Origin of the sequence: Candidatus Pelagibacter sp. Uisw_113, assembly GCF_047717815.1 — a bacterium.
GTDB lineage: Bacteria > Pseudomonadota > Alphaproteobacteria > Pelagibacterales > Pelagibacteraceae > Pelagibacter.
Map to the genome: position 1 here is coordinate 623,065 of NZ_CP159809.1, position 23,448 is coordinate 646,512.

Here is a 23,448-nt window from a genome sequence, read left to right on the forward strand (position 1 = left end):
AAATATTAACTTATAATCTTATAAAATTGTGATGTTTTTTTAATAATAAACTTACTTATAAATGGTGAATACAGAGCCACATCATTCATTTCTTTTAAATTTCCATTACAATGAAGAACTAGATCGCAACCAGCGTTAAAGGATTTTTTTGTATTAATTGCTATAGAGCCTTTTAAACTCTTCATTGATATATCATCAGACATCAAAATATTCTTAAATTTAATTTGGTTTCTTATCAATTTTATAACTTTCTTCGAATGTGTTGCGGTATTAACTTTATCGATATTTTTATAAATAAGATGTGCTGTCATTGCAAACAGACTATTTTTATTTTTGAATGCCATAAAATCATTATTATTTAGATGCCTTAATTCCTTGTTGATTGTAGGAGTTTTTTTATGACTATCAACTTTAGCCAAACCGTGACCAGGAATATGTTTTATTACAGCGGCAATCTTATTATTATGCAATTCTTTAATACAAATATCACCAATTTGTGAAACAATCTTTGCATTATTTGAAAATGCTCTATCACCAATTATTGAGCTAGACCCTTTTGATCTTACGTCAAGAACGGGTAAAGTATTAATATTTATGCCTACAGTTTTTAATAATAAGACAGTTTTATTTATAAACTTTTTATATTCAGTATAAAATTTTTTTTTATCTTTAAGATAAAGATTGCCAAAAAATTCTCCTGTAAACTTATCTGCTTTAAAAAATTTACTTAATCTATTTACTCTCCCACCCTCTTGATCAATTAAAATAGGGTATTTCTTATCATTAAATATTTTTCTAATTTCATCTGTTAATTTTTTAACTTGTGCAATATTTTTGATATTACGTGAAAAAAGTATTATTCCCCAGGGCTTATGTTTAATTAGAAATTTTTTTTCTTTAATCAATAATTTAGTTGATTTTAAACCAACTATAAAACTTTTACGATCATCCATCATTATTTATTAATTTCCAAAAATTGTAATTCTTTTTGTTTTTATCTATGCTTTTTTCAACATATTCTACGATATTAACAGTATCACTATTAAGTAAAATAAGATTACGAGAATAATTTTCAGTTTTATCTTCAATATTTTTTAAAGATCTATATGAATTTTTTTTATTTTCATTTGAAAAGTAGTATTTGAAAGATAGAAAAAAAAATAAAACTATAACAATTAAAAATAAAAGATATTTAAGTTCTTTTAACATTACATTTTTTGCGGAGTATCCACTCCAACAATATCCATTCCAGATTTGATAACATTAGATATAACTTTTAAAAAAACTAACTTATCATTTGATATTTTCTTTTGTTCGTTAATAAATCTTTTTGATGGATCATCTTTACCCATATTCCAATAAGAATGGAATTCTGATGATAGCTCATAAAGATAAACTGGTATTCTGTGGGGTTCAAGTCTTAAACTTGCAGCTTCAATACATTTGGGCCATTCAGCTATTTTTTTTAATATCTTTATTTCATCTCCAGTGTATTCAAACTCGTAATCATTTATATTCAAATCATTTTCTATATTAAGATCTACGTGTCTAAAAACAGATGATATTCTAGCATAACAATACTGGACATAGTAAAGAGGGTTATCTTTTGATTTTTCTTTAACTTTTGTAAAGTCAAAATCCAACTCTACATCGCTACTTCTATTAAGCATAATAAATCTAGTAGCATCCCTACCAACTTCAGCAATCAAGTCTTCAACAGTTATATAGTCACCTTTTCTTTTTGACATTTTGAAAGGTTTTCCATCTTTAATTAGTTTAACAAGTTGGCTAACCTTACAAATTAATTTTTTTTTATCTCCAGATAATGCTTCAACGACAGAAGTTATCCTTTTTATATAACCAGCGTGATCTGCTCCTAATATATTAATAAGTGTATCGTAATTTCTATTTAATTTATTATCGTGATAAGCCACATCACTAGCAAAGTAAGTCCATGATTTATCAGATTTTTGAAGTGCTCTATCTTTATCATCTCCAAAATCTGTTGATTTAAATAAAAGTTGCTCTCTTTCGACCCAGTTTTGATCATCCTCACCTTTAGGGGCCTTAATTTTTCCACTATAAACTAGTTTTTTATCCTTTAATTTATCAATTGCTTTTTGAACTTCATTATTTAGGACAATATCAGTTTCACTGGTAAATTTATCGTGCACTATTCCAAGGTTTGCTAAATTGTTTTTAATTAATTTTAAAGATTCTGAGACTGACAATAAAGTTAATTCTTTTGAAACATCTTCAAATTTATCAAATTTTAAAACTTTGTTAGATTCTATAATATTTTTAGCAATATCAACTAAGTAATCACCTGGATATAAATCAGAATTTTCAATGGGAAATTTTTCATTAAAAAGTATTTCTCTAATTCTAAAAAAAACAGACTTTGTAAAAATTATGATCTGATTACCATAGTCGTTAACATAATATTCTTTCGAAACATCATGCTTGTTAAAAATTAATATATTTGAAATTACATCTCCTAATATTGCACCTCTACAATGTCCTACATGAAGAGGACCTGTCGGATTAGCTGAAACAAATTCTACAAGATATTTCTGTTTTTTTTCTTTTATATTGACACCAAAATCTTTGTAATTTTGGTTAACATTTTTAATAAAATTGTTCCAATATATAGTTTTAAATTTAATATTAATAAATCCAGGTTTTGCTACAGAAATAGTTTCAATTTTTTCATCTTCATTTTTAATTAAATCAATTAGAGTATTTGCAATATCGATTGGAGATTTTTTATTCGCTTTAGAGAGTACCATGGCTACATTAGTTGATATATCGCAATCAAAATTTGATGGTGGTATATCTACATTAATTCCTTTTAAAGATTCAGGTATTTCTAAAGAGCCATCTTTATTTAGTTTTTTAACCAAAATTATTATTTTATCTAAGTAGAGATCAAAAATGTTCATTAAATACTTTTGTTTAAATTGATTGCATATCTATCTGTCATACCTGAAATAAAATCAGCAATAGCTCTATTGGAGTCATTTTTTAATTGGTCAGCATTTAAGAATTTTTTGGGCTTATTCTTAATTTTATAAAAAAGTTTATTAACAATTTTTTTTCCATGATTATTTTTTAATAATACTTTCTTATTGTTGTACATTTTACTTCTTAGAAAAAACCTAACTTCTTTTTCAATTTTTAGAAATTTACTAGAAAAACATACTATAGGATTATCTAATTTATAAACATCATTTAAAGATTTGATCTTATTAGTTTTTAAATTATTTTTAGTATTTTTAATCAAATCTCTAACCATTAAATCAATTGAATCTCGTATTATTTGATATATCAAAATATCTTTATTATTATTTTTAATATTTTTTTTATGAGATTTATAAATATCTTTAAAAAAATTAATTTCAATCAAGTCATTTAAATTAAACATTTTAGCTCTGATTCCATCTTGTATGTCATGATTATTATAGGCAATGTCATCAGAGATTGCTGATATTTGAGCTTCCAATGATCCAGAGTTAGTAAAATTTATTTTATTCTTAAAACTTTTCAATCCAATCAGCCTATTAACTGTAGAAAGATCTTCAATTGGGCCATTGTGCTTTAATAATCCATCTAAAGTTTCTAATGTTAAGTTTAGACCTTTAAATTTAAGGTATTTATGCTCAAGAAACATAATTATTCTTAAAGTTTGAAGATTATGATCAAAACCTCCGAAGTTAACCATGCATTCATTAAGGGCATCTTCTCCAGCATGTCCAAACGGTGTGTGTCCCAAATCATGAGCCAAACTTAAAGTTTCAGCCAGATCATCGTTTAAACCTAAATGTTTAGCTATTGATCTTGCAATTTGTGCAACTTCAATTGAATGGGTAATTCTAGTTCTAAAGTGATCCCCTTCTGTATTAACAAAAACTTGTGTTTTATGCTTTAGCCTTCTGAATGAGGCACTGTGAATAATCCTATCTCTATCTCTTTGAAATGGTGTTCTATAAAGTGAATTGGCTTCTTTAAAAATACGACCTTTACTTTTAGATAGAGCTAAATTTGAGTAATTATTCATACTTTAAATTTAATAAATTGATATTATATTAGTAATATCAGTGTTGTTATATGATTAAAGAAATTAAATTTACAGATAAAGCTATAAAACAGATTAATAATTTGTTGTCTCAAAAAGATCCAGGGTCATTTTTTAGAATCGCTATTAAAGGTGGTGGTTGCTCAGGTTTTCAATATGAGTTTACTTTTGACAAAAAATTAGAAGCAGACGACTTAAAACATGAAAATATTCTCATTGATAAAACTTCAGCAGACTTATTAAAAGGTTCAGAAGTAGACTTTGTATCAGAACTAATTGGTGATCAATTTAAAATCTCTAACCCACAAAGCAAATCTTCTTGCGGTTGTGGTGTTTCATTCTCTATTTAATGATTATCACATCTTGGAATGTTAATTCAGTTAGAGCAAGAATTGAAAATATTAAAGAATACCTTCAAAAATTTTCTCCTGATGTTGTCATGATGCAAGAGATTAAAACTCAAGATGAAACTTTTCCCTATGATGATTTTTCAGCATTAGATTATGAAAGTCATGTATTTGGACAAAAAAGTTATAATGGTGTTGCAATCATATCTAAACATAAACTAGAAAATGTCAGATTAGATTTGATTAAAGACAAATTGAAACAATCAAGAATTATTTCAGCAGAATTAAAACATAAGAAAAAAAATATTCAACTGATTAATATTTACACTCCAAACGGTAATCCTGTAGATACTGATAAATATACTTATAAAAAAGAATGGTTGGATACCTTGATTAAACAACTAAAAACTCTTTCAAAGAAAAATGAAAATATAATTTTAGCTGGTGATTTTAATATTCTTCCTTCAGAAGAAGATGCTTATAATATTAAAGGTTTTGAAGATGACGCCTTATACAGACTTGAGATAAGAAAAAAATTTAGAGAAATGATTAATCTAGGTTTTCATGATGCTTACCGTCACATTCATGGTGAAACAGAAGGTTATACTTATTGGGATTATATGAGAGGTGCTTGGCAGAAAAATAATGGATTAAGAATTGATCACTTCTTAGTATCAAATTCTTTATTAAATATAGTAAAAAATGTTAATATTAATAAAGACCCTAGAGGAAAAGAAAAACCCTCAGATCACACACCTATTGAAATTGAATTAACTTAAAGATTTAATTTTATTAACAAGTTCTTCATTAATATTTCTTGGTCCTTTATCTAGTCTATTTTTATGTCTTCTTTCACCTGGAAGTCTAACGCCATCCATAGCTGACATTTTACTAAAAAACTCATCAGCGTGCTTATCCCAACCTTTGCCAGAAATTTTCTCAGGTGAGATTGCTATAATAAATTCACCACCACTTGGAGGACCGCCATCATTATTATCTTTAGCAGCAGTTTCAAAACTAAAATTTTCACCAATTAATGCGCCAGCTAATAATTCAACCATCATTGCTATACTAGATCCTTTATAGCCACCAAAAGGAAGTATAACTCCACCATCTGCAATTTCTCCAGGATCAGTTGTTTCTTTACCTTCTTTAGTTAAACCTGTTCCAAGAGGAACTTTATGCCCTTCTCTTTTTGCAATCTGAACTTCACCCATTGCCATTGAAGCAGTTGCCATATCGTAGACAACTGGAGTTTTACCAGGTCTAGGCCAAGCAAAAGAAATTGGATTTGTGCCATATAAAGGTTTCGTAGCACCCGCTGGTGCAACGGCTGGCTTGTAAGATGTACAAGCAATACCAACAAGACCAGCTTCTGCAATAGCTTCAGTTTCAGGCCAAAGTGCTGCCATGTGATGTGAATTTTTTATAGCTAGAACTGCTACACCATTTTTTTTTGCTAAATCAATAACAGCAGGTAATCCTAAACTTAAAACCATTGGAGCAACTGCATTGTTACCTAATACTTTAATAATACTTGGAGCAACATTTTCTAATTGAGGTCTTGCTTTACCATTAATTTTTTTACTTTTTAAGCCAGCCACATAAGCAGGTAATCTAAACAAACCATGAGAAACAGAACCATCTCTTTCAGCTCTCATAATAGTATCTGCTAAAATACTAGCATTTTCCTCATCACAACCATTAGCTAATAATGTTTTTTTAGCCAATTCTAAAATTTCATTTAATGTTAAGGATACTGTACTCATTTATTTTGCTTTACATTTTTTGCATAAACCAAAAAACTCTAAATTATATTTATTATATTGCATTCCAGTATCGTCTTCAAAATTAGTTAAATATTTTGAAAGTTTTGGATTATTAATTTCAGAAACATTTTCACACTTATTACATATTGAAAAAGCCGTTGCTTGTGAAATTTCACAACTTGAACTTTTACAAGCTATAAAAGCATTTCGACTTTCTACTTTATGTATTTTTCCTATTTCGATCAGCTTATCTAATGCCCTGTAAACTTGTAATGGAGCTTTAATTCCCTTTTTTTGAACATTAAATAAAATAGAATAAGCCTTAAGTGGTTCTTTAGCTTTTTCTATAAAATCAAAAATAATTTGTTGATTTTTTGATAGATTGATTTCTTTATGCATAATCAAAAGTTTAACAATAACTCATTAGTTTTTCAATTTAATCGACTGTTTTATATTTAGTAAAGATAAAATAAATAAGATCAAAGACGCTACAATTATTGAGGGTCCCGAAGAAGTATTAAACTCTAATGAAGAAAATAATCCCAAAATTACAGACAATAATCCTCCTATAACCGAGTAAATTACCATTTTTTGTGGACTGTCTGACATATTTCTAGCCATTGCAGCAGGGATAATCAACATTCCAGTAATTAATAACAAACCTACCATTTTAATTGATATGGCAATAACGGCAGCTAGTAAAATTGTAAATATAGCTTTTGATCTATCTGGATTCAAACCTTCAGCTTCAGCTAATTCATAATTAACAGTAGATGCAAATAAAGGTTTCCAAATTAATTTAAGTATAACTAAAATTATAGTACCACCACCCCATACAACAAATATATCATTAGTTGTTACAGCCAATATATCTCCAAATAATAGTCCCATGATATCAAATCTTATAAAAGTTAAAAAACCAATTACTACCAATCCAACAGCTAATGAAGAGTGAGCTAAAAGACCAAGTAAAGCATCACCAGGTAAATTAGTTTTTTTTTGAAGCTGTATTAATATTAAGGCTATTACTGATGAAATCAAAAATACTGAAAGAGCAATATTTAGATCAAATGTATATGCCATTGTAACACCCAGTAATGCTGAATGAGAAAGTGTATCACCAAAATAAGATAATCTTCTCCAAACAACAAAACATCCAAGTGGTCCTGCAACTAAGGCAATTCCAATTCCAGCCACCAATGCTCTTACAAAAAAATCATCAAACATTTAATTTTTTTTTATCCTGCCTTCATCAGAATGCTCGTGATCATGTTTATGCTCATAAACTGAAAGGATCTGAGATGCTTGTTCTCCAAATAAGGTTTTATATTCACTATTTTTTGCAACATCAATAGGTGAACCTGAACAACAAACATGGCCGTTTAAACAGACAACATGGTCTGTTGCAGTCATTACCGTATGTAAGTCATGTGAAATCAATAAAATTCCACAATTTAAAGTATCTGATATTTTTTTAATTAATGCATACAACGCTATCTCACCAGTATAATCGACACCTTGAACTGGTTCATCAAGTACTAACAGTTCTGGTTTTTTTGAAATAGCTCTAGCAAGCAAAACTCTTTGAAACTCCCCTCCAGATAAATTACCTAAATTTTTATTTTTAAGATGCATTACTCCAGTTAATGATAAAGCTTCATTAATCTGATCATCCTTAATATTTTCAGTTAAAACCATAAAGTCTTTAACTCTGAGTGGTAATGTCCAATCTATTGAAATTTTTTGAGGAACATATCCAATTTTATTAGTATTTTTTTCAATACTTCCTTCAATATTTTTATAAATACCTAATGCAATTTTGGCAGTTGTACTTTTTCCTGAACCATTGGGACCAATGAGAGTTACAATTTTACCCTTCTCAACTTGTAGAGACACATCTTCTACTAGCCATTTATTATTTTGGCGAAAACCTGCATTATTTAATTTAACTAATATATTATTATCTGAATTCATTTATCTATTGACATTTAAATGTTATATTATTACATACTGTTATATTATAACAACCATTAAAATAATTAAATTATGAAAAAACTAAAAAAAATATCATTTATTCTATCAATTTTATCATTATTAACGATCTTTACACCAGCTAATGCTGAAATAAAAGTAGTTACATCAATTAAACCTATTCATTCATTAGCGAGTTATCTTATGGATGGAGTTGGAAAACCAGATTTAATTGTAGATGGTTTTAACTCACCACATGGATTTTCTATGAAACCATCTCATGCAAAAATGTTGCAAAATGCAGATCTTATCTTTTGGATAGGTGAAGATTTAGAAAGTTTTTTAGAAAAACCATTAAATTCAATTGCAAAAAAAGCTGAGAAAATTGAATTAATTGAAATTAAAGGTTTGAATGTATTAAAGTTTAGAGAAAGAAATATTTTTGATGAGCATGATCATGACGATCACGCTAAAAAAGAAGATGATCATGACGACCATGACGATCACGCTAAAAAAGAAGATGATCATGACGACCATGACGATCACGCTAAAAAAGAAGATGATCATGATGACCATGAAGGACATGGGCACGGTGAATACGATCCCCACGTTTGGTTAGATCCTATCAATGCAAAAGTTATTTTAAAGGAAATGACTGAGCATTTAATTGAAAATGATTCAAAAAATGTATCTACTTACAAAAGTAACTTAGATAAGGCACTTAAAGATATAGATAAACTTACTATGGATGTGATGACTGAATTAAATGAAAGTACATCATCTATTGTTTTCCATGATGCATATCAATATTTTGAAAAAAGATTTAATGTAAAAATATTGGGTGCTTTTACAGTTAATACTGACGTAATGCCTGGTGCAGAACAATTATCAGAAATTAGAGAAATAATTGAACATGATAAAGTAAAATGTATTTTCTCAGAACCTCAATTTAATCCTGATATAATAAAGGTAGTTGCTAAAGATATGAATATTAAAACTGGTGTTGTAGATCCACTTGGAGCTACTTTAAACCCAGGAAAAGATTTATATTTTGATCTAATTAGAAATATGTCTGCTTCATTTAAAGGTTGTTAATTTAAGGGATTTTATAAATTAAGATTTTAGTTTCCTCTATAATTGTAATAAATTAGTAATAAAACTTACATATAGAGGACACTATGTTTATTAAAAAATACCTTAAATGGATCAGTACTGCTTTAGTATTAACTGGAATATTATTAACTAATTTAAATATCTACCCTATTAACATCTACTTCCATGGTCTTGGAGTTATTGGTTGGACGATAGCTGGATTTATATCAAAAGATAAAGCAATATTAACTAATTTTGGTTTGCAAATACCATTATTCTTAATTGGCATTTATAAAATTATAATTTAATCATTATTAGATTATGAAAAATAGAATTTTCATTGGTGAATTTATAGGTAGTTGTTTTTTAGTAATGATTATTGTTGGCTCTGGAATAATGGCTGAAAATCTAACAAATGATAATGCTTTAAGACTTACTGCAAATACGCTTGCAACTGGAGCTGGGTTATTTGTCTTAATAACGGCTTTTGCAGAAATTTCAGGCGCTCACTTTAATCCTTTTGTAAGTTTAGCAATGTATTTAACCAAAAAAATTAAAGGAAAACTTTTAATCACATACATTCCAGCTCAAATATTGGGCTGCTTATTAGGTGTAATGTTGGCTAATGTATTTTTTGAACATAATATAATTGAATTATCTACAAAAAGTAGAGATGGCTTTCATATATTTCTAGCAGAAATTGTAGCTACTTTTGGTCTGATATTTATTATTTTTGCAACTTTAAAAGATGGTAAAACAACAATTGCAGCTTGTGTTGCAACTTATATTACTGCTGGTTATTGGTTTACTTCTTCAACATCTTTTGCAAATCCAGCTGTAGCAATAGCAAGGACTTTTACAGAATCATTTACTGGTATTAATTATCTCAATACACCTACTTATATAATTGCAGAATTAATTGGTGCATTGATTGCCGTAATCTTAATAAAAAAATTACTTTTAAAGTAGACATAATTTTTCAATAATGTATTCAGAGTGAATCAACCCTCCTTAAAAATATTTAGTTGAATTCTCTGTATAGACTTCAACTTTGAATAATATAATGATCGATGAATCACCTCTCGACAAAAAATATTAATAAATTTACCTATAGATAAAATTTCTCTTCTCTATTAAATCGACCTCAAGAATAAGAATCATTCGAAATGGAAAACAATAAAGATAAATAAAAAATAGGAAAAATAAGATGGAAATGACAACAATATATACGATCATCGGCTTTGCTTTAGCGGGATATAGCGTTATAGCAAATGATTCAATTCAAACGCTTGGAACATTTATAGCGTCAAAACAAAAATGGTTTAAATGGTATACGCTTGCAAGCGCTGCTTCATTTGTGATGATACTTGCAATCACGTGGGGCTGGTACAGTAATGCTGGTGATATATCTTATGGAAGATTAACTAGAATTCCTTTCCAAGAAATACAGTGGTATCATGCTGTGGCTCCTGGAATACTTTTAGTATTAACAAGAATAGGTATACCTGTTTCAACTACTTTTTTAGTACTGTCAGCATTTGCATCAACTGTAGTTCTTGAAAAGATGCTTATGAAGAGTGTTGTAGGATATGGCTTAGCAGCTGTTGCAGCATACATTTGTTGGATAGTAGTATCTAAATTTATCAATGAGAAATTTGATGAAGTTGAAGATAAATGGATAGGTTTTTGGAGAAACTCTGTATGGGTAACTTCTGCTTGGTTATGGTGGGTTTGGTTATCTCACGACGTAGCTAATATAGCCGTATATCTTCCAAGACAAATAGATGTAAATTTATTATTAATTGTTCTTGCATACTTTACAGCTCTTCTTTTTTATATCTTCTACATAAACGGAGGAACAATTCAAAAAGTTGTTTTAGATAAAACTGGAACTAGATACGCAAGATCAGCAACAATAATTAATGTTATTTATGCTGCTGTTCTTTACTACTTTAAAGAACTTAATGATTTACCAATGTCAACAACATGGGTATTTGTTGGTTTGTTGTGTGGTAGAGAGCTTGCAATATCTACAATGAATAAAGACTATAAGTTTAAATATGTCTTTCCTTTGATTGGTAAAGACTTTCTTAAAATGACTATAGGATTGACGGTGTCAGTTGCAATTGTACTTGCAATTCACTACATCATTATTCCAAATAATTGGTTTTAAATATTAATTATGTGGTCGTATTATTATTTAATACGGCCATATTTATTTTTAAAAAAAGTTTAAAAAGATCTCTACTTAATTAAATAAGTTTAAAATAGCTGAACACTTGTAGAACTTTATCTAATTCTGCGGTATAATAATTTCTCTAATCACCGCAATTATTTCAGCTATCAGCTGACCATCAAAAAATAAATTTAACAATTTAAAGTGTCAAAATTATGTTTTTGAAAATGATAAAAATACTCTGTTTTATGGGCATACATGACTACAAAACGTTAAATATTGAGTTTGGTTTTGGACCAACAGATAGAGTTACAACTCTTGAATGCAAAAGATGTGGTTACACTATAATTAAAGGAGGTTAATAAAAAATACTTGTCATGAAAAGTATTGAAAGAAATATAGATATAAGAAGATATCTTAATTGGTCAAGAATAGTTAAGGGCAAACCCATGCATATAAGATTGTATGAATTAATTTATTACGAATTACTTATAATGTGGTTTGAGATGAACAAGCCTCCTTTAAGAAGATTAATTTATGAAACTATTAACTCTCAAGACTTTGATGAAAACTTTATCAGAGGAAAAGTTTTTCAAAAATATATAGATGAAGTTTTAGAAACCCCCTGTGAAGATGGTTCTGGATATTACAATCCAGACTCAAGAGAAATTTTAACAGAAGTTAATATTAAGGAATTATATGATATTAAATTTTTGATAAAAGATGAATTAGATAATGTAAGAATGATTGATAGATACAATGGGATATTCACATTTTGTAAAATTTATGAAAAATGGTGTTTAGAAAAAAAAGCTAAACAAGTCGATGATGTGACAAAAAAAGAAAGATTTGATGTAACATTAGATCTGCCATTAAAAATTTCTGAAAAACCTTAAAATCTATTTTACTCTGCCGTATACGTCTTGATACCTAACAATATCACTCTCTTTTAAAATTGAGCCTACTTGAGCTTCAATAATCTTAACAGGTTTATTACCAGGATTTTGAATTCTATGAACTGCTTCTAATGGAATGAATATATGATCGTTTTGTTTTTTAGAAAAGTTATCTTTATTAAGTGTAATTTTAGGCGTTCCTTGAGTTACTAGCCAATGTTCTGATCTGTGATGATGTTTTTGTAAACTTAAGATACCTTTAGGTTTTACAAATAATTCTTTAATTAAAAAACCTTTGCCTTCAAACAAATTAACGTACCTACCCCAAGGTCGGTAATAAACATTTTTTTTCTTGTAATACTTGTTCTTGTTTTTGTCATACATTTTTAAGATCTCTTTCCAGCTGCCAAGATCTGACCAAGGGATATCTAATTTAATTGCATTAATATGTTTAGTTCTTTCTAAAATTGCATAATCAAAAGATTTAGCAGTAGCTTTTTCAAAGGATGTTTTATTTAGGTAATAAGTGTTATCTTTAAGTTTAGCTTTTAAAACGGCACTAACACAATTTTTATATATTGTAGGTTGATACTTTTTAAAGTTATTTATTATTGAGTCTTTTCTTAAAAAAAACATACCAGAATTCCAATAACCTTTTTTTTTAATAACTTGTTTGGCTTTAGCTTCTTTTGGTTTTTCAATAAATTTAGTTACTTTATTAATATTTCCATTAACTTTTTTTGTTAAAAAATAACCATATTCGCTTGATGGAGATGTCGGTTTAATACCAAAGATGAATATATTATGGTCAGTTAAATTGGCTTTATTTTTATTTATAGCTTTATTAAAAATGCTTGCTTTTTCAATTAAATGATCTGCTGCAAAAAACATCAAAGGTTGCTCATTTGGAATGTCTTTAATTAGTGCTGATGCAAGAATTGCTGGTGCTGTATTTCTTTTTGCGGGCTCTAAAACAATTTTATATTTATTTATCTTATGTTTCTTAAGATGTTTTTTTACTTCTTTTAGATATTTAAGATTTGTACTTATGATAGGTGCATCAAAAGTTGAAGTTTTAACTCTATCAAAAGTTTTTCCTAATAAAGTCCAATTACCAAAATCAATAAATTGCTTCGCTTGATGATTTTTAGAATTAGGCCAAAGTCTTGTTCCTGCTCCGCCACATAAAATAACGGGTCTAATTTTCATTAAATATCAGCGTAAACTTTTACTTCTTTTCTTTTACCTGGATGTGTCGGTGCTCCTAAATAAGCAGGACCTACTGTTTGAGCATATTTCCAAATAGTACCAGATCCAAAGCTTGATTTTTTTGTTTTCCACTTCTTATGTCTTGTGGCTAATTGTGATTTAGTTAATCTAACGTTAATGGTTCCTTTTTTTGCATCTATATCAATTACATCACCATTGCGTAAAAGAGCTAAAGGGCCTCCTAAGGCCGCCTCAGGGCCAACATGACCCACACAAAAACCTCTAGTAGCACCAGAAAACCTTCCATCAGTAATTAAAGCAACCTTCTCACCCATACCTTGTCCATAAATAGCACCTGTTGTTGAAAGCATTTCTCTCATACCAGGTCCACCAACTGGACCTTCGTAACGAATAATAATTACATCGCCTTCTTTATATTTTTTCTTTTGTACACAAGCCATTGCAGCTTCTTCATTATCAAAGCATCTAGCTTTACCAGTAAATTGTAATTTCTTTAAACCGGCAATTTTAACTATTCCGCCATCAGGAGCTAAATTACCTTTAAGACCCACAACACCACCATCTGGTGATAAAGGATTGTCATAAGCTCTTAAAACTTTTTGCTTAGGATTAAATTTAATATTTTTTAAATTTTGTTTCATCGTCTTTCCAGTAACCGTCATACAGTCACCGTGAATGAAACCACCATCAAAAAGAGTTTTTAATAACATGGGAACTCCACCAGCTAACCACATATCTTTTGCAACATATTTTCCACCTGGTTTTAAGTCAGCAAGGTATGGAGTTTTTTTAAAAATTTTAGCTACATCCATTAAATCAAACTTAATTCCAATTTCATTAGCTATAGCTGGTAAGTGTAACGCAGCATTCGTTGATCCACCAGTAGCCGCAACTATTGTTGCAGCATTTTCTAAAGATTTTTTGGTAACAATATCTCTTGGACGAATATTTTTTTCTAATAAATTCATTACAGTCTTTCCACTCAATAATGCATATTTATCTCTTTCTTCGTATGGAGCAGGTGTTCCAGCTGAATAAGGTAAAGCTAAACCAATAGCTTCAGAAACACACGCCATAGTATTTGCAGTAAATTGCCCACCACACGCACCAGCACTTGGACATGCAACAAGTTCTAATTTTCTTAATTCTTTAGCAGACATTTTTCCAGCTGAGTGTTTTCCAACTGCTTCAAAAACATCAACAACAGTTACATCTTTACCCTTGTATTGACCTGGAAGTATTGAACCACCATAAATAAAAACACTTGGTACATTTAATCTAACCATTGCCATCATTAAAGCAGGTAAAGATTTATCACAACCAGCAATACCAACTAGTGCATCATAACAATGACCACGTACAGTTAGTTCAGTTGAGTCGGCAATTACTTCACGAGAAATTAAAGATGACTTCATTCCTTCATGGCCCATGGCAATACCGTCAGTTACAGTTATTGTGCAAAATTCTCTAGGAGTTCCACCTGAAGCTCTAACACCTTTTTTAACAGATTGAGCTTGTCTCATTAAAGCAATATTACAAGGGGCAGCTTCATTCCAAGTTGAAACAACACCCACAAATGGTTTTGCTACATCTTTTTCCGTTTCACCCATCGCATAATAAAAAGATCTATGTGGAGCTCTATCAGCACCTAATGAAGTATGTCTGCTTGGTAATTTTTTTTTGTTAAATCTTGCCATTATATACCCTTTATAGTTATTGATATTCTCTCAACATCATTTTTTAAATTATTATAATTAGTTTTTTCCTGATCAACAATATCTTTTGGCGCTCTATCAACAAAGCTTTTATTAGCTAATCTTACTGATATTTTATTCATTTCTTCTTTGTATTTATTTTGTCGAGTAGTTAAGTTTTCCTTAATCAATTCTAAATCAACATCTTCATCAAAATAAACTTTAAATAGATCCCCAGAAACCATCAATGTAGCAGCTGGTTTATCTAAATCTTTATTATGTAAATTTTTGATACGAGCAAGTTTTTTTAGAATAATCTCATTTTCAGTAAAAAATGATTGTTCTTTTTTACTAACAGTCTCTATTGAAATATCTATAAATGACCCTGGACTTACACTTAATTCATTTTTAAATGATCTTAATTCTGAGACTATACTGATAATTTTTTCAACTTGATTTGTGGACGTGTCTCTTTCAAGTTCCCCAGAGGGCCAATTAGCTAACATTAGAAAATCTTTACCTGAGTTATCAAATTTATTATTTAGCCAAATTTCTTCAGTAACAAATGGAATAAATGGATGTAATAATATTAATATTTGCTTAAATATATAAGCTGATACTTGTCTTACTTCATCTTTTGCTTTTTCATCTTCTGAAAATAATATTGTTTTAGAAAGCTCTAAATACCAATCACAATAAGAGTGCCAAGTAAATTGATAAGCATTTTTTGCAGCTTCATCAAACCTGTAATCTTTCAAGTTTTTTTCAATTTTATTTTTAGTTTCTATTAGTTCAGAATAAATCCATTTGTTAATATTAATTGCTAAATTTGGTTTTTCTTCAATTTTAGAAAAATCACAATTATTGGTAATTAAAAAATTGTTTGCATTCCATAATTTATTTAAAAAATTTCTATATCCCTTAACTCTATCTTCAGAAAGTTTTACATCTGTTCCAGGTGATGCCATGGACAGTAAAGTAAATCTTAAAGCATCTGCACTATATTTTTCAATTAAATCTAAAGGGTTAATTACGTTTCCCTTAGATTTAGACATTTTTTGTCCCTTCTCATCTTTAACAAGTGCGTGAACATAAATATCTTTAAAAGGTTCTTTGTCTAGAAACTCCATTCCAAACATAATCATACGCGCAACCCAAAAAAATATAATGTCAAATCCTGTAACAAGTACTGATGTTGGATAAAATTTTTCAACATATTCTTTATTATCAGGCCAACCTAATGTAGCAAAAGGCCATAGACCTGATGAAAACCAAGTATCTAATACATCTGGGTCGCGAATTAAATCTACCTCTTTATTGTAAAAATTTTTAGCTTCAGCTTTTGCTTCATCTTCATTTATTGCAACAAAGATCTTTTTATCTGGACCATACCAAGCTGGTATTTGATGGCCCCACCAAAGCTGTCTCGAGATACACCAAGGTTCAATATTATTCATCCATTGAAAATAGGTTTTTGACCAATTAGCAGGAAAAAAATTAGTTTTTTTTGAGTTGACTATATCTTTAGCTTTGACTGATAATTTTTTTGCATCAACAAACCATTGTTCTGTTAAAAAAGGTTCTATTATTGAATTAGATCTATCCCCATAAGGAACTTTATTTTTTATATTTTCTTCCTTAACAAAAAACTCTTTTTCTTTAAGTTCTTTTAAAATTCTTTTTCTAGCTTCAAATCTATCAAGTCCAATATATTCTTTAGGAGCATTTTCGTTTACTTTGCCACCTTCAGTAAAGATATTTATGATTTCTAAATTATTTCTTTGTCCCACTTCATAGTCATTAAAATCATGGGCTGGTGTTATCTTTAAAGCACCAGTTCCCATTTCTGGATCAGCATACTCATCTTCAATAATTTTTATTTTTCTTCCAACAATTGGAACTGTTACAAATTTACCAACCAAATGTTTAAATCGATCATCTTTTGGATTTACAGCAATTGCTGTGTCACCCAACATAGTTTCAGGTCTAGTTGTAGCTATAGTTATAAAATCACTAGAACCTTCTATAGGGTATTGAATATAGTAAATCTTAGAATTAACTTCTCTTTGATCCACCTCTAAATCAGATATTGCAGTTTTTAAAACTGTATCCCAGTTGACTAGTTTTTTATCTTTGTAAATTAAACCTTTTTTGTGAAGTTCTACAAAAACCTTTAAAACTGATTTTGAAAGGTTTTCATCCATTGTAAAAGCATTTCTCGACCAATCACAAGAACAGCCCAATTTTTTAAGCTGATTTAAAATGATATCACCATGCTCTTCCTTCCATTCCCAAACTTTCTCTATAAACTTTTCTCTTCCAATTTCATTTTTATTAATACCTTCAGTGGTTAATTTTTTCTCTACTAAAGCCTGTGTGGCAATGCCCGCATGGTCTGTTCCTGGTTGCCATAGTGTTTCATAATTATTCATGCGGTGGTATCTCACCAAAAGGTCTTGAATTGAATTATTTAAAGCATGGCCCATATGTAAACTGCCCGTTACATTTGGTGGTGGTATAACTACTGAAAATTTCTTTTTATTGGTTGTGGGTTTAAATAAATTATTTTTTTCCCAATAAGAGTAAATCTTATCTTCAACATCGGAATGTATGTATTTATCATTACTCATAAGGTATTCATAAGTTTATAATTTAATAATATCAATTAACAATAATCAATTTAGTAGCTTATTTGGTAGACTAATTATTAATATTTTATATAAAAAGGTTCGCTATTTGATTTATTATGAGATGTGAGGGCAACGTGGCGGAATGGTTACGCAGAGGATTGCAAATCCTTGTATCCCAGTTCGATTCTGGGCGTTGCCTCCAAAAAAAATCTTGTTTTACTTTAAAAAAAAAGTAGATTGTGATTTTGATATTCCTCGGTAGCTCAGTTGGTAGAGCAGTTGACTGTTAATCAATTGGTCGTAGGTTCGAGTCCTACCCGAGGAGCCAAAACCTTACCCTCAAAATTTTTGATAAAAACTTTATTAAGATTATTTTTGCTTAAATTTATATGTGAGTGGCAGAGATTATATTATAAATGAATTTTATAAGTGATGGGACTAAATTAGGGTCTTAAACAAATTTTTATATTAGCCTACTTTTGAAATTCCAATGTTTGAAACTTGTAAAGATTTACTAAACTTTAGTTTTTGATCATTATTAAGCTCAGAATATAATTTAACTAAAAAATTATAATTTACATTCAAATGACCTTCTTGAGATCTTTCCAGGTTTATTAAATATTCTGAAAAATCTTCAAAAAAATAATTTACTGGAACTTTTAAATAATTTGCTAACTGAAGAAGTCTTATTGAACTAACCCCATTAGTTCCTTTTTCATATTTTTGAATTTGTTGAAATGTAACATTAATTGCTTTTGCTACTTTTGTTTGTGTAAGACCTAAAGCTAATCTTCTTAATTTTAATTTGTTACCTAAATGTTTATTGAAATTATCTTCCATTAAGACCCCTCTTAAAGTTAGTTTTAAAAAACCTATTGAACTAATTTTTAGATGTTATCGCAACAGAAAAATTTTTTTATTTTAAAAAATTAGGTACAAAAATATAAATTGTGTCAAGATATTATAAATATATCTTAAAAATATAAGTGTTGGGCAATATAGCTAATTGAAGCTTATAAAATTTGGCTTAAGAAAAGTTTAGTGCGATCATTTTTGGGGTTAGCAAAAAAGTCTTTAGTTGTGGCTTTTTCCACAATCATGCCCTCGTCCATAAAAATCATTTGGTCAGCTACCTCTTTAGCAAAGCCCATCTCATGAGTTACAACGATCATTGTCATACCTTGTTTCGCTAAATTAACCATAACATCTAGCACCTCTTTAATCATTTCAGGATCTAATGCTGATGTAGGCTCATCAAATAACATAATTTTAGGTTCCATACAAAGTGCTCTTGCAATAGCTACCCTTTGTTGCTGTCCACCTGATAATTGACCTGGGAATTTTTGAGCTTGATCTAAAATTTGTACTCTTTCAAGGTGTTCTAATGCTAATTTTTCTGCTTCTTTTTTAGACATTTTTTTAACCCAGATAGGAGCTAACGTACAATTATCTAAAATAGATAAATGTGGGAATAAATTAAATTGTTGGAAAACCATACCAACCTCAGCTCTAACTTGTTCTATATTTTTTGTATCTTCTGAAATTTCAGTACCATCAACAATGATTGATCCTTTTTGATGTTCTTCTAATCTATTAATACATCTAATTAGCGTAGATTTACCAGATCCAGATGGTCCACAAACAACAATTTTTTCTTTAGGTTTAACTTCAAGATTAATTTCTTTTAATACTTGAAAGTCTCCAAACCACTTGTTTACATTTTGAATTTGAATAATTGAATCCGACATAATTTATCTATCTGTTTTATACTTTAATTCTAATTTTTGACTATATTTACTCATACTATAACAAATAATCCAGAATATTATTCCAGCAAATACATATCCTTCCATTGAAAATCCTAGCCATTTTGGATTTGTTTTAGCTAAATTTAACATACCAACTACCTCTAAAAGACCTACAACAAAAATTAATGGCGTGTCTTTTACAAGTGCTAAGAATGTATTAGCAATACCTGGTATTACTAACTTTAAAGCTTGTGGAAGAATAACAAAGATATGAAGTTTCCAATAACCCATACCAAGTGACTTGGCCGCATCATATTGACCTCTAGGAAGCGCTTGTAACCCTCCTCTTATAACTTCTGCTGTATACGCAGCTTCAAATAAAGTGATTGCTACAACTACTCTAATTAGTTTATCAACATAAGTTCCATCAGGTAAAAACATTGGAAACATAACTGCTGACATAAATAAAACCGTAATTAAAGGAACGCCTCTCCAAAATTCTATGAACGAAAGAGATGAATATTTAACAATAGGTAAATCAGATCTTCTTCCTAGTGCCAACATCATGCCTATTGGAAAGCAAAAAATTAAAGAGAAGAATGCAACAATAAAAGTTAAAGATAAACCGCCCCAAGCACCTGTTTCAACCCATTCAAGTCCAAAAGAACCTCCGGAAATCAAATAGTAGATTAAAATAAAAGAAATAATTGGGAGTATAAGTGTGTAGTAAAGAGAAAGATAATTTCTAAATTTAGCAGGTGTATAGAATCCAGCTGCCATGAAGGCTAATACAGCAATAAATGTTACATTAATTCTCCATTGTTCGGCATTAGGATACATTCCATATATAAATCTATTGAACCAAACTTTAATATAAACCCAACAAGCACCGCCACCTGTACACGCTTCTTTGGTATCACCAGAAATATTAGCATCAAAAATGAACCAATTTAACAATGGAGGAAGTGCAAATATTATAAGAAAAATAATACACAAACTTAAAGCAGCATTGAAATTACTTGGATTAATATTTTTATTAAGACTATCTAGGATTTTAATACCCGAAAATTCAATTCTAACAAAATGAAGCCCAATTACACCAAAGATTAAAGGAGTAAAAAAGTTGATAAACCTAGGTAAAAAAGAGGTAATATTAGTACCTAAAAAATTATTTAAACAGAAATCAAAAATACCTAAGAAAAAAAATAAAGTCCCTAAAATTAGAGAAAAATTTCTGTTTTTTTGGTATTTAGATTTTAACAAATTAAAATTATCTGAACTCATTATTTTTCCTTAATCGCTATTTTTTGGTTATACCAATTCATTAATAATGAAATTGCAATACTAATAGTTAAATATGTAGCCATTGTAATACCAACAATTTCAATTGCTTTTCCTGTTTGCATCATAGCAGTTCCAGCAAAAACCAACACTAAATCTGGGTATGCAATAGCAGCAGCTAAAGAAGAATTTTTAGTTAGATTCAAATACTGATTAGTTGTTGGCGGTATAATTATTCTTAATGCTTGAGGCATAATTACTAATTTCAAAACTTGGCTTGGTGTTAAGCCAATTGATGCAGCAGCTTCTTTTTGTCCTTTACCAATACCTTGAATACCTGCCCTAACATTTTCTGCAATAAATGTTGCTGTATAAAGAGTTAATGCTAAAGTTAATGCAATTAGTTCAGGTGGAATACCCATACCTCCATCAAATGTATAAGAAGATTGAGACATTTTTCTTAATTCTGGAAAACTAAAGGATAAATCAACACCACCTACTAAAAATGTTAAAAGTGGCAGACCCATAAAAATAGCTAATGAGATAATTAATACTGGTAACTGTTTACCTTCTTGTTCTTGTTTTTTTTTTGCAAATTTTACAAAAAAGAAAACTAAAATCATTGCAACAATTAATGTTATGAAAAAAACATCAAAATTTGTCCAAATCGGAGCTGGTGTAAAAAGACCCTTTATAGTCATAAAAGATGATCCTAATAATAATGTAGCATCTTGAGGCATTGGCAGTGCTCTAAGTGCAGCAAAATACCAAAAGAAAATCTGTAATAGCAATGGAATATTTCTAAAAAATTCTATGTAAAAAGAAGCAGTTTTTCTAATCAAATAATTTGGCGATAATCTTGCAATACCAACAACAAGACCTAACAGTGTAGCTAGAATAATTCCAATAAATGCAACTAACAGGGTATTTAAAAGACCAACAAGGTAAGCTCTAGCATAAGAGTGTGAACCATCATAATCTATTAAAGAAAACTGTATATCAAATGAAGCTTCTTGACTTAAAAAACCAAAACCAAACTGGATACCTCTTGTATCCATGTTCTCTTGAGCATTCATGGTAAAGAAACCAAATATTAAAATTATAAATAATACTGTTAACAGTTGAGGTAGGATTTTTTTTAATTTCATTTTGTGAATATTATAAAAAAAGGGCTAGATAAATCTAGCCCTTTATGTGTTTAATTAGATAATAATTATCTTGCTGGTGGTACGTATAATATTCCACCTTTAGTCCATAATTGGTTTGGACCTCTGTCAGGTAAAATACCTGTATCAGCGATATTTCTCTTGTAGCTTTCTCCGTAATTACCAACCTGTTTGATAATTCTTAAGCTCCAATCGTTATCTAAACCAAATGCTGCGCCTAATTCACCTTCAGAACCAACAAGTCTTTTGATTTGTGGGTTGTCAGAAGTTTTCATAGAATCTGCATTTGAAGAAGTAATACCGTATTCTTCAGCTTCGATCATTACGTTAAGAGACCATCTTACGATGTCTTCCCAAACTGCATCACCTTGACGTACTACTGGTCCTAGAGGCTCTTTAGAAATAGTCTCTGGTAACACCATGTGATCATCAGGGTTAGTCATTTTTGTTCTTTGTGCTGCTAGACCAGATTTGTCAGTTGTGTAAGTATCACATCTGCCCGAGTCATAAGCTGCAACAACTTCATCAGCTTTTTCGAAAGCAACTGGTTCATAAGAAATTCCTTTTGAGTTAAAGAAGTCTCTCATGTTTAGTTCAGTTGTAGTTCCAATGTTAGTACATGCTGAAATTCCATTAGTAAAATCATTAACAGAAGTAATTCCTGAATCTTTTCTTACCATAAAACCTTGGCCATCGTAGAAGTTAACTCCAACGAATGTTAAACCAATGTCAGCATCTCTAGAAAGTGTCCAAGTTGTGTTTCTTGACAAGATATCGATCTCACCAGAAGTTAGAGCTGTGAATCTTTCTTTAGCACTTAGTGGAGTGAACTTAACTTTGTTCGCATCACCTAATACCGCAGCAGCAACTGCTCTACATACATCAACATCAACACCAGTCCAGTTTCCAGCTGCATCAGCATTTGAAAATCCAGGTAGACCTTGAGATACACCGCATCTTACGAAACCTTTACTTTGAGTATTCTTAAGAGTTTTTGATTTACCTTTAGACTGTTTTCCACCTTGTTGGTCGCAAGCGACAACAAAAAGCATAGAAGCAGCAGCTAAAATGGCAAATAATTGTTTTGAGTATTTAAACATTTATATTCCTCTGTTTAGTTTATTTATTTGTTAACAAATAATTCAAAAATATTTGAATTAAGTAAGATATCTATCATTATATAAACACGATCAAAGTAAAATTGTTCATATTAGAATGGTTCTACATATATGTAGTGTCGGTTTAAAAATTGAATGTAATATATAGTAGTGGTGCGCTCTGGTGGACTCGAACCACCGACCCTCGGTTTAGAAAACCGATGCTCTATCCAGCTGAGCTAAGAGCGCAATTAATACAAATGTATTTATAGTACG

General features: G+C 29.6%; 24 protein-coding genes and 3 tRNA genes. 10 read left to right on the forward strand and 17 right to left on the reverse strand.

Features of this window, described 5'->3' with window-relative positions:
* Positions 1 to 5: 5 nt before the first annotated feature.
* From ABXT39_RS03455 to ABXT39_RS03470, 4 genes are read right to left on the reverse strand one after another with little or no spacing between them, the layout of a single operon-like run.
* A complete protein-coding gene (locus tag ABXT39_RS03455; protein WP_415295865.1) occupies positions 6 to 956 on the reverse strand; it encodes a glycoside hydrolase family 3 N-terminal domain-containing protein in 951 nt (316 codons plus the stop codon).
* Positions 946 to 1,209 carry a hypothetical protein gene (locus ABXT39_RS03460; RefSeq protein ID WP_415276259.1) on the reverse strand — a complete coding sequence of 88 codons (264 nt, stop codon included), beginning with the start codon at positions 1,207 to 1,209 and terminating at the stop codon, positions 946 to 948. The genes ABXT39_RS03455 and ABXT39_RS03460 overlap by 11 nt, the downstream gene beginning before the upstream one ends.
* On the reverse strand, positions 1,209 to 2,942 hold the full coding sequence (gene argS, locus ABXT39_RS03465) for an arginine--tRNA ligase (protein ID WP_415295866.1): 1,734 nt from the start codon (positions 2,940 to 2,942) through the stop codon (positions 1,209 to 1,211). Before argS ends, ABXT39_RS03460 begins: the two co-directional genes overlap by 1 nt.
* Positions 2,942 to 4,057: a deoxyguanosinetriphosphate triphosphohydrolase gene (locus ABXT39_RS03470; RefSeq protein ID WP_415295867.1), complete on the reverse strand. Its 1,116-nt coding sequence runs from the start codon at positions 4,055 to 4,057 to the stop codon at positions 2,942 to 2,944. Before ABXT39_RS03470 ends, argS begins: the two co-directional genes overlap by 1 nt.
* A 50-nt stretch (positions 4,058 to 4,107) precedes the next feature.
* Here ABXT39_RS03470 and ABXT39_RS03475 point away from each other — a divergent pair, with 50 nt between their 5' ends.
* The gene (locus tag ABXT39_RS03475; protein WP_168606297.1) at positions 4,108 to 4,425 is read left to right on the forward strand and encodes a HesB/IscA family protein; all 318 of its coding nucleotides are present in this window, start codon (positions 4,108 to 4,110) and stop codon (positions 4,423 to 4,425) included.
* The gene (gene xth / locus ABXT39_RS03480; RefSeq protein WP_415295868.1) at positions 4,425 to 5,201 is read left to right on the forward strand and encodes an exodeoxyribonuclease III; all 777 of its coding nucleotides are present in this window, start codon (positions 4,425 to 4,427) and stop codon (positions 5,199 to 5,201) included. Before ABXT39_RS03475 ends, xth begins: the two co-directional genes overlap by 1 nt.
* Here the strand turns inward: xth and ABXT39_RS03485 are convergent.
* From ABXT39_RS03485 to ABXT39_RS03500, 4 genes are read right to left on the reverse strand one after another with little or no spacing between them, the layout of a single operon-like run.
* Positions 5,193 to 6,191 carry an Ldh family oxidoreductase gene (locus ABXT39_RS03485; RefSeq protein ID WP_415295869.1) on the reverse strand — a complete coding sequence of 333 codons (999 nt, stop codon included), beginning with the start codon at positions 6,189 to 6,191 and terminating at the stop codon, positions 5,193 to 5,195. The two genes, xth and ABXT39_RS03485, sit on opposite strands and share 9 nt — an antisense overlap.
* A complete protein-coding gene (locus ABXT39_RS03490; protein WP_415291195.1) occupies positions 6,192 to 6,590 on the reverse strand; it encodes a Fur family transcriptional regulator in 399 nt (132 codons plus the stop codon).
* Between the two features lie 24 nt (positions 6,591 to 6,614).
* The gene (locus tag ABXT39_RS03495) at positions 6,615 to 7,418 is read right to left on the reverse strand and encodes a metal ABC transporter permease (RefSeq protein WP_415295870.1); all 804 of its coding nucleotides are present in this window, start codon (positions 7,416 to 7,418) and stop codon (positions 6,615 to 6,617) included.
* Positions 7,419 to 8,165 (reverse strand): metal ABC transporter ATP-binding protein, encoded by a 747-nt coding sequence (locus tag ABXT39_RS03500; protein ID WP_271482637.1) that lies wholly within the window; start codon positions 8,163 to 8,165, stop codon positions 7,419 to 7,421.
* Positions 8,166 to 8,237: 72 nt separating this feature from the next.
* Here ABXT39_RS03500 and ABXT39_RS03505 point away from each other — a divergent pair, with 72 nt between their 5' ends.
* The 6 genes from ABXT39_RS03505 (at position 8,238) to ABXT39_RS03530 (ending at position 12,326) form a co-directional block, all read left to right on the forward strand.
* On the forward strand, positions 8,238 to 9,257 hold the full coding sequence (locus ABXT39_RS03505) for a zinc ABC transporter substrate-binding protein (RefSeq protein WP_415295871.1): 1,020 nt from the start codon (positions 8,238 to 8,240) through the stop codon (positions 9,255 to 9,257).
* Between the two features lie 83 nt (positions 9,258 to 9,340).
* On the forward strand, positions 9,341 to 9,562 hold the full coding sequence (locus ABXT39_RS03510; protein WP_168606304.1) for a DUF6552 family protein: 222 nt from the start codon (positions 9,341 to 9,343) through the stop codon (positions 9,560 to 9,562).
* A 13-nt stretch (positions 9,563 to 9,575) separates the two neighbouring features.
* Entirely contained in the window at positions 9,576 to 10,223 is a 648-nt protein-coding gene (locus ABXT39_RS03515; RefSeq protein ID WP_415295872.1) for an MIP/aquaporin family protein, read from the forward strand.
* A 244-nt stretch (positions 10,224 to 10,467) separates the two neighbouring features.
* Positions 10,468 to 11,427, forward strand: a complete 960-nt coding sequence (locus ABXT39_RS03520; protein ID WP_229704546.1) for a hypothetical protein — start codon at positions 10,468 to 10,470, stop codon at positions 11,425 to 11,427.
* A 230-nt stretch (positions 11,428 to 11,657) separates the two neighbouring features.
* The gene (locus tag ABXT39_RS03525; protein WP_415277767.1) at positions 11,658 to 11,792 is read left to right on the forward strand and encodes a hypothetical protein; all 135 of its coding nucleotides are present in this window, start codon (positions 11,658 to 11,660) and stop codon (positions 11,790 to 11,792) included.
* 15 nt (positions 11,793 to 11,807) lie between these two features.
* Complete coding sequence (locus tag ABXT39_RS03530; RefSeq protein WP_415295873.1) at positions 11,808 to 12,326, forward strand: hypothetical protein; 519 nt, start codon at positions 11,808 to 11,810, stop codon at positions 12,324 to 12,326.
* 3 nt (positions 12,327 to 12,329) lie between these two features.
* Here the strand turns inward: ABXT39_RS03530 and ABXT39_RS03535 are convergent, their stop codons facing one another.
* Genes ABXT39_RS03535 through ABXT39_RS03545 form a run of 3 tightly spaced genes read right to left on the reverse strand, consistent with a single transcriptional unit; the run spans position 12,330 to position 17,880 of the window.
* On the reverse strand, positions 12,330 to 13,535 hold the full coding sequence (locus ABXT39_RS03535; RefSeq protein WP_415295874.1) for a sugar phosphate nucleotidyltransferase: 1,206 nt from the start codon (positions 13,533 to 13,535) through the stop codon (positions 12,330 to 12,332).
* A complete protein-coding gene (ilvD, locus tag ABXT39_RS03540) occupies positions 13,535 to 15,253 on the reverse strand; it encodes a dihydroxy-acid dehydratase (protein WP_415295875.1) in 1,719 nt (572 codons plus the stop codon). Before ilvD ends, ABXT39_RS03535 begins: the two co-directional genes overlap by 1 nt.
* Positions 15,253 to 17,880 (reverse strand): valine--tRNA ligase, encoded by a 2,628-nt coding sequence (locus tag ABXT39_RS03545; protein ID WP_415295876.1) that lies wholly within the window; start codon positions 17,878 to 17,880, stop codon positions 15,253 to 15,255. The genes ilvD and ABXT39_RS03545 overlap by 1 nt, the downstream gene beginning before the upstream one ends.
* Positions 17,881 to 18,008: 128 nt before the next feature.
* On the opposite strand from ABXT39_RS03545, the gene ABXT39_RS03550 reads away from it, so the two are divergent.
* Together ABXT39_RS03550 and ABXT39_RS03555 are read left to right on the forward strand one after the other, a co-directional pair.
* Positions 18,009 to 18,082: transfer RNA gene (locus ABXT39_RS03550), tRNA-Cys, on the forward strand.
* Positions 18,083 to 18,132: 50 nt separating this feature from the next.
* A tRNA-Asn gene (locus ABXT39_RS03555) sits at positions 18,133 to 18,208 on the forward strand.
* Positions 18,209 to 18,348: 140 nt separating this feature from the next.
* On the opposite strand, the gene ABXT39_RS03560 is transcribed toward ABXT39_RS03555, so the two are convergent.
* The 6 genes from ABXT39_RS03560 to ABXT39_RS03585 all read right to left on the reverse strand — a co-directional run bounded on the left by ABXT39_RS03560 (position 18,349) and on the right by ABXT39_RS03585 (position 23,421).
* Positions 18,349 to 18,720 carry a helix-turn-helix domain-containing protein gene (locus tag ABXT39_RS03560; protein ID WP_415295877.1) on the reverse strand — a complete coding sequence of 124 codons (372 nt, stop codon included), beginning with the start codon at positions 18,718 to 18,720 and terminating at the stop codon, positions 18,349 to 18,351.
* A gap of 173 nt (positions 18,721 to 18,893) precedes the next feature.
* Positions 18,894 to 19,628, reverse strand: coding sequence for an amino acid ABC transporter ATP-binding protein (locus tag ABXT39_RS03565; protein WP_415295878.1), 735 nt, complete (start codon positions 19,626 to 19,628; stop codon positions 18,894 to 18,896).
* A gap of 3 nt (positions 19,629 to 19,631) precedes the next feature.
* Positions 19,632 to 20,912: an amino acid ABC transporter permease gene (locus ABXT39_RS03570; RefSeq protein WP_415295879.1), complete on the reverse strand. Its 1,281-nt coding sequence runs from the start codon at positions 20,910 to 20,912 to the stop codon at positions 19,632 to 19,634.
* Positions 20,912 to 22,057 carry an amino acid ABC transporter permease gene (locus tag ABXT39_RS03575; protein WP_415287026.1) on the reverse strand — a complete coding sequence of 382 codons (1,146 nt, stop codon included), beginning with the start codon at positions 22,055 to 22,057 and terminating at the stop codon, positions 20,912 to 20,914. The genes ABXT39_RS03570 and ABXT39_RS03575 overlap by 1 nt, the downstream gene beginning before the upstream one ends.
* A gap of 65 nt (positions 22,058 to 22,122) precedes the next feature.
* Positions 22,123 to 23,175, reverse strand: coding sequence for an amino acid ABC transporter substrate-binding protein (locus ABXT39_RS03580; RefSeq protein WP_415295880.1), 1,053 nt, complete (start codon positions 23,173 to 23,175; stop codon positions 22,123 to 22,125).
* 169 nt (positions 23,176 to 23,344) lie between these two features.
* Positions 23,345 to 23,421: transfer RNA gene (locus ABXT39_RS03585), tRNA-Arg, on the reverse strand.
* Between the last annotated feature and the right edge of the window lie 27 nt (positions 23,422 to 23,448).

Coding starts and splice junctions, on each gene's coding strand:
- ABXT39_RS03455 (WP_415295865.1), bottom strand. CDS start 956: ATGATGGATGATCGTAAAAGTTTTATAGTTGGTTTAAAATCAACTAAA.
- ABXT39_RS03460 (WP_415276259.1), bottom strand. CDS start 1,209: ATGTTAAAAGAACTTAAATATCTTTTATTTTTAATTGTTATAGTTTTA.
- argS (WP_415295866.1), bottom strand. CDS start 2,942: ATGAACATTTTTGATCTCTACTTAGATAAAATAATAATTTTGGTTAAA.
- ABXT39_RS03470 (WP_415295867.1), bottom strand. CDS start 4,057: ATGAATAATTACTCAAATTTAGCTCTATCTAAAAGTAAAGGTCGTATT.
- ABXT39_RS03475 (WP_168606297.1), top strand. CDS start 4,108: ATGATTAAAGAAATTAAATTTACAGATAAAGCTATAAAACAGATTAAT.
- xth (WP_415295868.1), top strand. CDS start 4,425: ATGATTATCACATCTTGGAATGTTAATTCAGTTAGAGCAAGAATTGAA.
- ABXT39_RS03485 (WP_415295869.1), bottom strand. CDS start 6,191: ATGAGTACAGTATCCTTAACATTAAATGAAATTTTAGAATTGGCTAAA.
- ABXT39_RS03490 (WP_415291195.1), bottom strand. CDS start 6,590: ATGCATAAAGAAATCAATCTATCAAAAAATCAACAAATTATTTTTGAT.
- ABXT39_RS03495 (WP_415295870.1), bottom strand. CDS start 7,418: ATGTTTGATGATTTTTTTGTAAGAGCATTGGTGGCTGGAATTGGAATT.
- ABXT39_RS03500 (WP_271482637.1), bottom strand. CDS start 8,165: ATGAATTCAGATAATAATATATTAGTTAAATTAAATAATGCAGGTTTT.
- ABXT39_RS03505 (WP_415295871.1), top strand. CDS start 8,238: ATGAAAAAACTAAAAAAAATATCATTTATTCTATCAATTTTATCATTA.
- ABXT39_RS03510 (WP_168606304.1), top strand. CDS start 9,341: ATGTTTATTAAAAAATACCTTAAATGGATCAGTACTGCTTTAGTATTA.
- ABXT39_RS03515 (WP_415295872.1), top strand. CDS start 9,576: ATGAAAAATAGAATTTTCATTGGTGAATTTATAGGTAGTTGTTTTTTA.
- ABXT39_RS03520 (WP_229704546.1), top strand. CDS start 10,468: ATGACAACAATATATACGATCATCGGCTTTGCTTTAGCGGGATATAGC.
- ABXT39_RS03525 (WP_415277767.1), top strand. CDS start 11,658: ATGATAAAAATACTCTGTTTTATGGGCATACATGACTACAAAACGTTA.
- ABXT39_RS03530 (WP_415295873.1), top strand. CDS start 11,808: ATGAAAAGTATTGAAAGAAATATAGATATAAGAAGATATCTTAATTGG.
- ABXT39_RS03535 (WP_415295874.1), bottom strand. CDS start 13,535: ATGAAAATTAGACCCGTTATTTTATGTGGCGGAGCAGGAACAAGACTT.
- ilvD (WP_415295875.1), bottom strand. CDS start 15,253: ATGGCAAGATTTAACAAAAAAAAATTACCAAGCAGACATACTTCATTA.
- ABXT39_RS03545 (WP_415295876.1), bottom strand. CDS start 17,880: ATGAGTAATGATAAATACATACATTCCGATGTTGAAGATAAGATTTAC.
- ABXT39_RS03560 (WP_415295877.1), bottom strand. CDS start 18,720: ATGGAAGATAATTTCAATAAACATTTAGGTAACAAATTAAAATTAAGA.
- ABXT39_RS03565 (WP_415295878.1), bottom strand. CDS start 19,628: ATGTCGGATTCAATTATTCAAATTCAAAATGTAAACAAGTGGTTTGGA.
- ABXT39_RS03570 (WP_415295879.1), bottom strand. CDS start 20,912: ATGAGTTCAGATAATTTTAATTTGTTAAAATCTAAATACCAAAAAAAC.
- ABXT39_RS03575 (WP_415287026.1), bottom strand. CDS start 22,057: ATGAAATTAAAAAAAATCCTACCTCAACTGTTAACAGTATTATTTATA.
- ABXT39_RS03580 (WP_415295880.1), bottom strand. CDS start 23,175: ATGTTTAAATACTCAAAACAATTATTTGCCATTTTAGCTGCTGCTTCT.